This is a genomic window from Arenibacter sp. F20364, from assembly GCF_023015905.1.
Lineage (GTDB): Bacteria > Bacteroidota > Bacteroidia > Flavobacteriales > Flavobacteriaceae > Arenibacter.
In genome coordinates, this window is sequence record NZ_JALKBD010000011.1 from 33648 (window position 1) to 46873 (window position 13226).

General features: G+C 41.4%; 8 protein-coding genes. 7 read left to right on the forward strand and 1 reads right to left on the reverse strand.

Annotated elements, in window-relative coordinates; translation table 11 throughout:
* From MWU84_RS10890 to MWU84_RS10900, 3 genes are all read left to right on the forward strand, one after another.
* Positions 1-492 (forward strand): thioredoxin family protein, encoded by a 492-nt coding sequence (locus MWU84_RS10890; protein WP_246901511.1) that lies wholly within the window; start codon positions 1-3, stop codon positions 490-492.
* 134 nt (positions 493-626) lie between these two features.
* Positions 627-1775 carry a lycopene cyclase family protein gene (locus MWU84_RS10895; RefSeq protein WP_246901512.1) on the forward strand — a complete coding sequence of 383 codons (1149 nt, stop codon included), beginning with the start codon at positions 627-629 and terminating at the stop codon, positions 1773-1775.
* Between the two features lie 66 nt (positions 1776-1841).
* Positions 1842-5252: a HEAT repeat domain-containing protein gene (locus MWU84_RS10900; RefSeq protein WP_246901513.1), complete on the forward strand. Its 3411-nt coding sequence runs from the start codon at positions 1842-1844 to the stop codon at positions 5250-5252.
* Positions 5253-5294: 42 nt separating this feature from the next.
* On the opposite strand, the gene MWU84_RS10905 is transcribed toward MWU84_RS10900, so the two are convergent.
* A complete protein-coding gene (locus tag MWU84_RS10905; protein ID WP_246901514.1) occupies positions 5295-6269 on the reverse strand; it encodes a polyprenyl synthetase family protein in 975 nt (324 codons plus the stop codon).
* A 159-nt stretch (positions 6270-6428) separates the two neighbouring features.
* Here MWU84_RS10905 and MWU84_RS10910 point away from each other — a divergent pair, with 159 nt between their 5' ends.
* From MWU84_RS10910 to MWU84_RS10925, 4 genes are read left to right on the forward strand one after another with little or no spacing between them, the layout of a single operon-like run.
* On the forward strand, positions 6429-7034 hold the full coding sequence (locus tag MWU84_RS10910) for a TetR/AcrR family transcriptional regulator (protein WP_246901515.1): 606 nt from the start codon (positions 6429-6431) through the stop codon (positions 7032-7034).
* A 43-nt stretch (positions 7035-7077) separates the two neighbouring features.
* Positions 7078-8418, forward strand: coding sequence for a TolC family protein (locus tag MWU84_RS10915; protein ID WP_246901620.1), 1341 nt, complete (start codon positions 7078-7080; stop codon positions 8416-8418).
* Positions 8419-8449: 31 nt separating this feature from the next.
* Positions 8450-9619 carry an efflux RND transporter periplasmic adaptor subunit gene (locus tag MWU84_RS10920; protein WP_246901516.1) on the forward strand — a complete coding sequence of 390 codons (1170 nt, stop codon included), beginning with the start codon at positions 8450-8452 and terminating at the stop codon, positions 9617-9619.
* Between the two features lie 7 nt (positions 9620-9626).
* The gene (locus tag MWU84_RS10925; RefSeq protein ID WP_246901517.1) at positions 9627-13115 is read left to right on the forward strand and encodes an efflux RND transporter permease subunit; all 3489 of its coding nucleotides are present in this window, start codon (positions 9627-9629) and stop codon (positions 13113-13115) included.
* The last annotated feature ends 111 nt before the right edge of the window (positions 13116-13226 follow it).

A 13226-nucleotide genomic window follows, 5' to 3' on the forward strand; every position in this document is an offset into this window, starting at 1 on the left:
ATGATAGGACCAAGGAGAATATTTTTATTATTTATAGCAACTACAATGCTGTCCTGGAACAATGTTGCTGCCCAAGAACATATGGGTGTTAATTGGATCAGCTTTGAACAATTGCACGATTCCCTCCTAGTACACCCTAAAAAAGTATTCATAGATTTTTATGCGGATTGGTGTGCCCCCTGCCTAAAAATGGATGAAGTGGCCTTCAAAGACCCGATGGTCGTCAAACAACTGAACAAGGATTTCTATGCCATTAGAATGAACGTGGAAACTACCGATACCATTGTTTTTGGGCAACAAGTTTTTACCAATAAACGGGCCCATAGACGCAATCCCGTGCACGAAATACCCCTTCTATTGGCCAGTAGGCAAGATGCTCCCTTTTCCCTCCCCGCCTTAGTATTTATGGATTCATCCTTTAATGCCCAAGCACGCTATTTCCAATATTTGGATGCAGAACAATTACTGGAAATTTTTGAAAAAATGCCTTAAGGTTACCATATATACTAACGTGAAGGGCAATATAAGTCCTATGAATAGAATTCGTATTTTTGGGAATGATATAAGGAATTGATGCATAAATTTTCATAATCCAGCGTAATTACTTTTCCTTAGCGATTATTTCCATGGCAACATACGATTATATAATTATTGGCGCCGGAGCCTCCGGATTACTAATGGCAGACGCCCTGGGCAAGGACAATTTCTTTTCCGAAAAATCCATTCTGTTGCTGGAAAAGAATTTTAATTTTCAAAATGATCGCACCTGGTGTTTTTGGGAAATTGGACATGGAGAATTTGATGCCATACTTCACAAGACCTGGGATCATATTTTGGTCGCAGACGACCGGTATTCCAAACGCATGCCCATTACCCCCTACCGCTATAAGATGCTGAAGGCAGAAGATTTTTACACGGCCTACCACGAGAAAATAAAAAAGCATTCCAACATCACATTTTTGGAAGGAACGGTGCAGGAAGTTAAAGACCAGGGCAACGAAATATTGGTCAACACCGAGACCAATACCTTTCGGGGCAAAAAGGTATTCAATAGTATTTTTGACTATAGACCATTGTTACAACAGCAAAAGTATCCGGTCTTGAAACAACACTTTATAGGCTGGTTTGTAAGAACAACAAAACCTATTTTTGACATAGACCAAGCTACTTTTATGGATTTTTCCATTCCACAGCATGGGAATACCAGGTTTATGTATGTGCTGCCCTTTACCGAAACGGAAGCCTTGATAGAATACACCTTATTTTCTGAAAATGTACTAGCCCGGTCGGAATATGAAGAGCCCATAAAATCCTATCTAAAAAATGAATTAAAATGTCAGGATTATCAAATCTTGGAAAAAGAAAAAGGTAACATCCCCATGACCTCCTATAATTTTAACGCCCACAACAGTGAAAATATCATGCATATCGGGATCGCCGGAGGATGGGCAAAGCCCAGCTCGGGCTACACCTTTATGCGCTCATATCAAAAAACCATGGCTTTAATACCTTTTTTAAAAAAAGAAAAGCCCCTAAATACCTATTTTAAGAAAGATCGATTCTGGTTTTATGACCTTTTATTATTGGATATTCTTTTTAGGGACAATAATAAGGGGCGACTAATTTTTGGCCAACTGTTCAAGAGGAGTAACCCACATAAAATATTTAAATTCTTGGATGAAAAAACCACCATCTGGGAAGACCTAGTGATTATTGCCTCATGCCCTAAAAAAGAATTTATCCTAGCTTTCTTACGCAGGATTTTCTTAATTTAACAGGCATTTTTACGATATTGACATATACCCTTATATTTTATTCTGTTTAAGACTAATTAAAACCCTATGAAAACCACAACTTTTCTAAGATCTGCCTTAATTCTATGTTTTTTTGGCATTTGCACCTTATCCTGTGATGATAAACCCTCAAAGCCAACGGAGCCCTTGTTGGTAATCAAAGAAGATTCTACCACGGCCACAAGCAGATTTAAAGAAATAAGGGAAGGTGTTCCTGCCCAAGTTGCCGACGGATTAACGCTGTCCCTATGGGCCTCGGATTCTTTGGCTCCCGATCCGGTTGCCATGTCGGTGGACGATGAAGGGCGTATTTACCTAACACGGACCAATCGTCAAAAAAACTCAGAATTTGATATCAGGGGATTTAGACATTGGATGACACCATCCATTGCCCTACAATCCGTGGAAGACAGAAAAAACTTCTTGCACGAAACCTTCGCTACCGAAAAAAGTTCTGAAAACGAGTGGTTAAAAGACCTAAATAAGGATAGTATCCATGACTGGAGGGACCTAACGGTACAAAAGGAGGAAATATGGAGGCTGGAAGACCAAAACGGTACGGGCATGGCCAATATTGCCACGAGAATACTGAACGACTTTCACGACGAAGTATCCGATGTGGCAGGGGCGTTATTGGTTAGAAAAAATGACATGTTCGTGGGTATTGCCCCTGATATGTGGAGAATTACCGATGAGGATGGAGATGGTATCATGACCGATAAAACATCCATATCCCATGGTTATGGAGTTCATATCGGTTTTGGAGGCCATGGAATGTCGGGCGCCATTGAAGGTCCTGACGGAAGAATATACTGGGGTATAGGCGATATAGGCGCCAATATTACCACTACGGACGGAACACATCACAAATACCCTAACCAAGGCGTTATTGTTAGATCCAATCCAGATGGCAGCGATTTTGAGGTTTTCGCGGCCGGGGTCCGCAACACCCACGAATTTGTGTTCGATGAATACGGCAATATAATTACTGCCGACAACGACGGTGATCACCGCGGGGAAAGTGAACGATTGGTTTATATAGTGGAGGGATCCGATGCGGGTTGGCGTTCCAATTGGCAATATGGCAAGTATACCGACCCAAAAAACAACGGATATAATGTTTGGATGGACGAAAAACTATTCGTCCCACATTGGGAGGGTCAGGCTGCCTATATTATTCCGCCCCTGATGAACTTTCACAATGGCCCCACCGGAATGGCGTACAATCCAGGTACCGCTTTGGGAAAAGAATGGAGAAACAAATTCTTTCTCGTGGAGTTTGTGGGCAATCCAAGTAGATCCCACATATGGAGCTTCGACCTAAAACCAAAAGGTGCCTCCTTTGAACTAAATAAGGAACAGGACATCCTCAGCGGAATTTTACCTACAGGAATTCGTTTCGCCCCGGATGGTGCGCTTTATATTGCCGATTGGATGAATGGTTGGGACACCAAAAATTACGGTCGGGTCTGGAAATTGGATGTGGCACCAAATAAGAACGATCTGGAGGCTGAAAGAAAGGAAACAGAGCGACTTATGACCTTGGATTATGCGGATCAAAGCGTTGATAAATTAACCCAATTCCTTTCCTATCCCGATATGCGTATTCGGCAAAAAGCTCAGTTCGAGTTGGCCAATAGGGAAAACAAAGGATTAAAAGCTTTTACGGCAGCTATTGCACAAAAGCAAAATCAATTGGCCCGGGTACACGGAATATGGGGAATTGGACAATTGGCAAGACAAAATATGGAAACAGCCGAATCCCTCATGGGTCTTTTAAAGGACAGTGATGTAGAAATAGTAGCACAGGCGGCCAAAACCTTGGGAGATGTAAAATACAACAAAGCCGCTCCGGATTTAATTTCCTTGCTCGGTCATGAAAATGCCAGGGTTCGTTTCTTCGCCGCCCAAGCCTTGGGCAGGGTTGCAGAAAAAAATGCGGTTCAACCCCTTCTGAGCATGTTGGAAGCTAATAATGACGAAGACCTTTATTTAAGGCATGCCGGGGTATTGGCGTTGACGAGAATCGGGGAGATTGCCCCAATTGTTGCCTTGGCCAACAGCGAAAACAGAAGTTTGCGCCTTGCAGCCGTCCTTGTGTTGAGACGTCTACAGAATGAACAGTTAACACTATTTTTAAAGGACCAGGATGAATATATAGTTACCGAGGCAGCCAGGGCCATCAACGACGATTGGTCTATTGAACCCGCCCTGCCTGCATTGGCTTCTTTGCTAAATGAGGAAAAATATACATCAGAGCCTCTATTGCGCAGGAGTATAAATGCCGCCCTTAGGGTTGGTGGCGACAAGGAATTAGACTTACTGGTCAACTTTGCAAGAAGAACATCTGTTTCCAGTGTCCTTAGAGGTGAAGCATTGGCGGCCATTGGCACATGGGCCTCACCTTCGGTTCTGGACAGGGTAGATGGACGATATAGGGGCGAAATTAACAGGGATGCCATTGCAGTAAAACAGAAAATAGAGAATTATATTCCCGAATTTTTAAAGGATAACAACCCAGAAATTCTAGTGGCAGCGGCCAAAGCCATAAGCGCACTTGAAATTGATGGATATAATGCCCAACTGGCACAGATTATGAAAAGCCATGCTTCACCAGAAGTACGATCGGCCATGTTAACCGCCCTTGGGGATTTAAACTATACCAAAATAGAGGAGGCCATGAAGATAGGTATGGCTGATAAAGATCGGGATGTACGTACCGTAGCCGTTGGACTAGTGACCCAGATAGATATCCCAAAAGAAAAGTTACCGACCATTGTAGAGCCAATATTTAGAAGTGGATCCATTGTTGAACAACAAAAAATGTTGAGTGTATTAGGGGATATGCCCCTTGAAAAGAGTAAGGATGTCCTAAGCTCCCTGATAAAACAGGGAAATAATAAAAAGCTTTCCAACGGGGTCATACTCGATTTGACAGAAGCTGTTGAGGCTACAAAATCCGAAGAACTTATTGCCCAATTGGGCACGCTAAAAGCCCAAGGAGATGGTTTGGATGCCTATACAGAAACACTAAATGGCGGAAACAGACGGGCAGGTTATCAATATTTCAACACCAATTCTGCCGGCCAATGCGTTAGATGCCATGCTGTTGGCGGTGCTGGTGGCGCCGTAGGTCCGGCATTGGACAATATTGGAAATATATTGAGCAGGGAACAGATCCTAGAGGCCTTAATCAATCCTAGTGCCCGTTTGGCCCCAGGATACGGAATGGTTACCGTTACCCTTAAAGATGGACAAACGGTCACAGGAATATTGGAGGAGGAAACCGAAGATGAGCTGATACTAAAAACTTCTGATGCGGAACCCATGGAAATTGCTTTGTCCAGAATAGACAAAAGACAAAATATGGCTTCGGGCATGCCACCAATGGGAACAATTATGTCTAAAAGGGAAATACGGGATGTAATTGAATTTTTGGCCGGTATGAAAAAGGATTGACTTCCTTAAGCTGATGACTCATAGATGTTGGTCCAAAGCAACTTAAACTTCACGTTTCATTAGGGCAGTTCCAAACTGCCTTAATATCTCTTTTTTTGCCGATTCCAAGGAAAGAAGTTCCAGGGTGTTGAATGCTTTTACGGTATAACTTTCTATCTCCTTTAAGGTAAGGTTTACTGCCCCTGTTTCCACAAACAACTCCTTTATTTTAACTATTTTGTCCGTAGCATCTTTGGGCTTAATGGAGTAAAGGTGTTCCAACTCCTGTACCTGGTTTGGGGTTCCCGTTTCCAAGGCTTGTAAATACAAAAAAGTCTTTTTGTTTTCAATAATATCACCCCCAACCTGCTTCCCAAAGCTTTTGGGGTCTCCAAAAGCATCCAAATAATCGTCCTGCAATTGAAAAGCGATCCCAAGGTTCTTGCCAAAGTCATAGATCAAATCCTGAACCTCGTCCGATTCATCCGCAATTATAGCTCCCATTTTCATAGCAGAGGCTACCAATACCGCTGTTTTATTTTGGATCATTATTAAATATTCAGGAATAGTAACATCTTCCCTGTTCTCAAAGTCCACATCATATTGTTGCCCTTCACAAACTTCCAAAGCGGTCTGGCTGAACACCTGCATCAATTTCTTGAATATAGCCTCAGGATAACTTTCCAATAGTTGGTAACTGTATATCAACATGGCATCTCCCGATAGAATTCCAGTGTTCAGGTCCCATTTCTTGTGCAAGGTCTGTTTTCCCCTCCTTAAGGGAGCCTCGTCCATAATATCGTCATGCACCAATGAAAAATTGTGAAATACCTCAATGGCCAATGAAGCATCCAAAGCCTTTTTATAGTCGCCTCCAAAAATTTCGGTGGTCATCAATGTTAAAACAGGTCGCAGTCTCTTCCCTCCCAAATTTAAAATATAGGAAATAGGCTCATAAAGATTTACGGGCTCCTTGATCTTCACCTTATTCTCCATATGGGCCATGAAATCGGATCTGTATTCTTCAATGCTATGCATAACGGCAATTTTTCTCAAAAATACATTAAAAGAAATCACTTATCCTAAGAAACTATTCCCTGTGAAAAAAGATGGAGGTAAACCAAATTGTTAAGAAAATGTAAAACTTAGGAAACTTTTTTTGTTTTATTAGTTTCCAAGATTATCTTTGCCCCCTCTATGAAGGAAAAAATTTTAGAAAAGGCATCGGATATGTTTTTGAACCTAGGCTTCAAAAGTGTGACTATGGACGATTTGGCGAATGAAATGGGGATATCCAAAAAGACCATTTACACCCATTTCGAAAACAAGACAAGGTTGGTGCAGGAATGTACTTTCTGCTTATTTAACCAGATTAATTCAGGAATAGATTTGATTTGTGCCACTGGTAAGAATCCCATTGAAGAATTATACGACATCAAAAAGTTTGTCATATCCCATTTGAAGGATGAAAAATCTTCCCCCCAATACCAGTTACAGAAATACTATCCCAGAATTTTTGACAACCTTAGGGAAAAGCAATACGAACTTATGCAACAATGCACGGTAAGTAATATTAAAAGAGGTTTGGAACTAGGTATTTACAGGGAAAACCTAAACATAGAATTTATATCGCGTATCTATATTTCGGGCGTAGCTGGCATAAAGGACGGCCGCTTTTTCCCTGAGGGTAATTTCTCCCCAAAAGAATTACAGGATTATTTTCTGGAATATCATTTGCGCGGAATTGTAACACCAAAGGGCAGAAAGATACTAAATGATATAATCGATTCTACACATGAATAAAAACAGCTAAATGAACCGATCAAAAAACATTAACTACACTACTATGAAAAACAGTTTTTTAGCACTTTTGATGCTATTTACAACCACTTGGACTTACGCCCAGGAACAAACATATACTTTCACCTTGGAGGAGGCCATTGCCTTTGCCTTGGAAAATAATTACGGTGCCATTAATGCCGACCGCGATCTATTGGATGCACAAAAACAAAAATGGGAAACCATTGCTACGGGACTTCCTCAGATAGATGGGGCGGTAAGCTACCAAAATCAGTTAAAGCAGCCCGTTTCCCTATTACCAGGTGAATTGGCAGGACAAGAACCCGGAACATTTATACCCATTGTTTTTGGGCAACCGCAAACTGCCATTGCCACTGCAACCCTAAAACAACAAATATTCGACGGATCCTACCTAGTTGGCATTCAGGCCGCCAAGACCTTTATCGCCTATAGCAAGAACTACAAGGAAAAGACAGAATTGGGGGTTCGCACCTCTGTCGTTGAAGCTTATGGCAACGTTTTATTATCGCAAGAAAATATTGCCATTCTAGAAAAAAACAAGGCCAACTTGGAAAAAAATCTTTTTGAAACGCAAAAACTTTTTGAAAATGGCCTGGGGGATGAAGAAAGCGTAGAACAATTACAAATTACCTTGTCGTCTATTGACAATCAACTAAAAAATTCCTTACGTCTCAAGTCGATTACTTTACAAATGTTGAATTTAATTATGGGCTTGGATATTGACGCCCCTACCACCCTAAGTGAAAATTTATCCGATTTGGCCCAAGCGCAAATACGCTTGGATCTATTGGAAGAAGATTTGGCTATGGACAAAAATGTCGACTTTAAAATAGCTGCCAATCTTAACCAGCAAAGGGAATTGGAGCTTAAATTACAAAAAAGCCTAGCCTTGCCCACCTTAAATGCCTTTGTAAACTATGGAAGCACTTCATACAGTGATAAATTCAACTTTTTCAGTAGCGAAACCGATTGGTTCGATTCATCCGTGCTAGGATTGGACCTGCATATCCCGATCTTTAGCTCTTTGGGCAGAAGCGCAAAAACAGCTAGGGCAAAAATTGCTCTGGAAAAGGCTAAGACCCAATTGTCTGAGACCGAACAAAACATTAGACTACAACATAAAACAGCCAAGAGCAACTACCTATTTTCCATAGAGGAGTACAATACTTCAAAAGAAAATTTGGCCCTGGCCGAGCGAATTGAAATTAAAAATGAAATTAAATATTCCGAAGGGCTTGCGTCCAGTTTCGAATTGAGACAGGCGCAAACGCAACTGTATACGGCACAACAGGAATACCTCCAATCCATGGTAGAGGTAATCAACAAGAAAACAGCATTGGAAACGGTACTTAACAGCGAACTATAAACGAAAAACATCAACCTAGAAATAAACATTTATGAAAAAAATACTTCACATATTCGCACTGGGATCCCTATTGGTCTCTTGCGGGAACGACAATCAAAAATCAGTGGACGACCTTATTTCTGGAGGAGACCTCAATGCCTTGCGAGCCAAGAAAAGTGAACTCTTCGAGCAGCAAAAAGTAATGGAAACTGAAATGAAAAAGTTGGATTCGGTTATTGGATCCATGAGCGGAGATGAAAATCTTCCCTTAGTTACCACGGTTATAGCCAACCCCATAAAATTTGACCACTACCTGGATCTGCAAGGGGACGTTAAAACAAAACAGAACGTACTTATCTATCCAGAAATGCAGGGTGTATTGCACAAAGTATACGTAAAAGAGGGCCAAGAGGTAAGTAAAGGTCAAATCTTGGCCAGCATAGACGATGGTGGTATGGGCAGTCAACTAGAGCAATTAAAAACCCAAGCAGTATTGGCAAAAACCACTTTTGAGCGTCAAAAAAGGCTATGGGAACAAAAAATTGGCTCTGAGATACAATATCTCCAGGCCAAGACCAATTTTGAAGCGTCCGAAAATGCCGTAAAACAAATGCAGAGCCAGTTGGAAAAATCCACCATTAGAGCTCCATTTTCAGGAATTATAGACGATGTCATCAAAGACCAAGGAACAGTGGTTGCCCCCGGTCAGGGATCTGAAGTTTTCCGAATAGTAAACCTTTCGGACATGTACATAGTAGTAGAAGTACCGGAAAACTATTTGGGCAGTATAAAAAATGGGAAGGAAGCCAAAGTGTATTTCCCCGTTTTAGGCGACAGTATAACGACCAACATTAGACAAACAGGAAACTTTATTAATCCTGGCAACAGGTCCTTTACTGTAGAAATCCCTGTACCCAACAAGTCTGGGATCATTAAGCCCAACTTGAGCGCCAAGGTACAATTGAACGATTACACCAGTGAAAATGCCATTCTTATTCCTCAAAGTATTGTTTCCGAAAATGCCGAAGGAGAGCAATATGCCTATTTGGCCGAGGAATTAAATGCCGAAAACGAAGCTGTAGTCAAAAAGATGATCATAACCACGGGCAAGTCCCAAAACGGTTATGTGGAAATCCTTTCCGGTATCAGTAATGGAAATCACATCATTAAAGAAGGCGCTAGAAGCGTTAAGGATGGTCAAAAAGTGAAAGTTTTAAACTAAAAAGTCCATGAGCAAATTACAAAAAAACGCAGACAAAGAATTTGGTTTATCGTCATGGGCAATAGATAACCCTTCCGTTATTTACGTAATGATCGGTATCTTCCTATGGATCGGATTCTCCTCCTATATGGCCATGCCAAGGGAAGACTTTCCGGAAATCATAGAAACCAAGATTTATATAAGTACCCCTTATCCAGGTAATACAGCGGAGGATATTGAAAGGTTGATAACCGATCCTTTGGAAGATGAATTAAAAAACATCAGTAATGTAGTAGAAATCATATCTACCTCACAGGAAGATTACTCCATTATTACGGTTGAGTTCGACGAAGAAATTACCGTTGAAGCGGCAAAACAAAAGGTGAAGGATGAGGTAGATGGTGAAAAAGCAAGTGAAGACTGGCCTACCTTTAACGGAGCCAAAGTAGAACCTAATGTGTTCGACCTAAATTTTTCTGAAGAAGTTCCCATAATGAACGTCAACTTTACCGGGGATTATCCAGTAGAAAAGTTGAAGGAATTTGCCGAATACCTTCAGGACGAAATTGAAAATCTTCCAGAAGTAAAAAAAGCGGACATCCGCGGAGCACAGGAAAAAGAAGTGGAGGTTGCTGTTGACGTTTACAAGATGATGGCGGCCAAAGTGAGTTTTGACGATGTAATGCAGGCCATAGGCAATGGTAACATGACCATGTCCGCAGGAAATTTAAAGATGGGTGGTCAACGCCGCACCATACGTATCTTGGGCGAGATAGAAAATCCAAGGCAACTAGATGATTTTGTGGTAAAATCTGAGAACGGGGCCGTTTATCTTAAAGATATTGCCTCCATTCATTTTGATGAAAAGGATAAAACCACCTATGCCAGGGAATTTGGAGAAAGTGTGGTGATGTTGGATGTAAAAAAACGCGCAGGCCAAAATGCCATATCGGCTTCGGATAAGATCAAGGAAATAGTTAAGACTACTAGGGCAAACTATTTTCCCCAAGATCTTCATATTTCCATAGCCAACGATTCCTCTACTAGAACTCTGAACCAAGTGGACGACCTGGTCAATAATATCATTTTCGGAATTATTTTGGTCGTAGGGGTACTTATGTTCTTTTTAGGATTCCGAAATGCCCTTTTTGTGGGTTTTGCCATACCTATGTCCATGTTCATGTCCTTTATGATCCTGTCCTGGTTAGGCTACACGCTTAATACCATGATTTTGTTTGGAATGATCATGGGATTGGGAATGTTGGTGGATAATGGTATTGTGGTCGTTGAAAACGTGTATCGTTTAATGGATGAGGGAATGCCTCGCATAGAAGCGGCGAAAAAGGGGATTGGTGAAATTGCCTTTCCAATTATTATTTCCACGGCAACCACGGTTGCAGCCTTTGTTCCTTTAGGACTATGGCCAGGAATATTTGGGCAATTTATGATCTATTTTCCAATCACCTTGTCCGTTGTATTGGGATCCTCCCTGTTTGTGGCCATATTTATGAACTCTATGTTGGTTTCCAACTTTATGGATACCGAAGAAAAAGAGCTGACCTTAAAACAGTTGATACGCATCAGTAGTATTATGGGCGGATTTGGCTTATTGATACTCTTGTTCGGTGGCCCGGTGAGAGGCCTGGGATCGGTATTGATAGTAACGGCAGCTATGTTTTGGATATACAAATATCTATTGAAAAAATGGGCGCTGCGTTTTCAGAAAAATACAATGACCCGTTTTGAAAACTGGTATGAGGTAAGATTGGTACATGCCTTGAGGGGGAAAAATGTATACTGGTATTTTGGGATAACGGCAATGCTTTTGGTAGTGGTATTTATGCTATTCGGAATGTCAGTTGGTAGCGGAAGGACCAAAATAGAATTCTTCCCGGACAACATCCCCAATGAAATATATGTCTATATAGAATATCCTGAGGGGACGGCCATAGAAAAAACCAATGAAATTACCCTTGATATTGAAAAAAGAGTATATGCCATTATCAACGAAGATAAGTATATGGACAATGGTGAAAACTTTATGATGACCTCTGCCGTATCTCAAGTAGGGGAAGGAGCGGGCAATCCTTTGGCAGATGGAGGTTCTTCAGCAGAAATGCCACATAAGGGCAAGGTCACCGTTAACTTTAGCGAGTTCAAGTACAGAAGAGGCATGAATACTGAGGAGATCCGTGCCAAGGTTCAGTCCGGACTAAGTGGTATTTATCCAGGTGTAGCCATTTCCGTGGAAAAAGAAGCCAATGGCCCACCGGCAGGTTATCCTATTAACATTGAATTGGAAGGGAAAGATTACGACCAGTTGATCAATACCGCCGAGGATATAAGAAATTTTATAAACACTAAGAATATTGCGGGGATAGAAGAAATAAAAATAGACGTAAACAAAAGCAAGCCCTCCATGCAAGTTGCCGTAGACCGTAAGAAGGCAGGTGAACTAGGGGTTTCTGTAGGGCAAGTGGGGAACCAATTGCGTAGGGCCCTATTTGGTGAAAAAGCCGGAGTCTTTAAGGAAGATGGGGATGATTTCGATATCAATGTCCGCTTTAGCGAAGATTTAAGATATAATAAAAGTGCCCTTTTCAACCAAAATATTATTTTTAGGGACCAATCTACGGGCAAAATCAAGGAAATTCCTATTTCTGCTGTGGCCACCGAAAGAAATACTTCGGCCTTTAGTGCCATTAAGCACAGGGACAATAAACGTGTAGTAACCGTATATTCCGGACTTCAACCTGGTTTTACGGATGCGGCAGCCATTGTAGCCGAGATTCAAAAGGAAATGGAAGAGTTTAAAAACCTTCCTGCCGATATCAAAATAGACTATACGGGGCAGATAGAAGAGCAGAATAAACAGATGATGTTCCTTGTAGGAGCATTTTTCACCGGTCTGGGCCTTATTATGTTGATATTGATATTTCAGTTTGGCGGTATTTCCAAACCACTGATTATTATGATAGCCATTTTCCTAAGTTTTATTGGGGTATTTGGAGGTCTAATGATTACTGGATGGTCTTTTGTGATCATGATGACGATGATGGGAATAATTTCCTTGGCCGGTATTGTGGTGAACAATGGGGTGGTTCTATTGGACTATACCCAGATTCTTATAGACCGTAGAAAGGTTAAACTAGGCATGGACGATAAAGCCCTATTGACAATGGAAGATGCAACAGAAGCCATTATTAAGGGAGGAAAAGCCAGACTTAGGCCGGTTTTATTAACGGCCATCACCACTGTTTTAGGGTTGATCCCTTTGGCAATCGGATTGAACATCGACTTCTTTGCCTTGTTTTCGGAATTTAACCCGCATATATACGTGGGAGGGGACAACGTAGTATTTTGGGGACCATTGGCCTGGACTGTAATCTTTGGTCTGATCGTAGCCACCTTCCTAACGTTGATTATTGTACCTGTGCTGTTTAACATAACCTACAGAATAAAAATAGGGGTTAGAGGAATTGGTAAGCCAAAAACTAAGGAAGTTGCAGCTGCCTAGGTTATTTGCTCCCAAATAAAAAAGAGCCTGTTTTGACAAAACCGGCTCTTTTTTTGCACTAAACCTGTACTTTGTCCAACAAGACAACTGCCCTGTTAGGGAAATACCCGG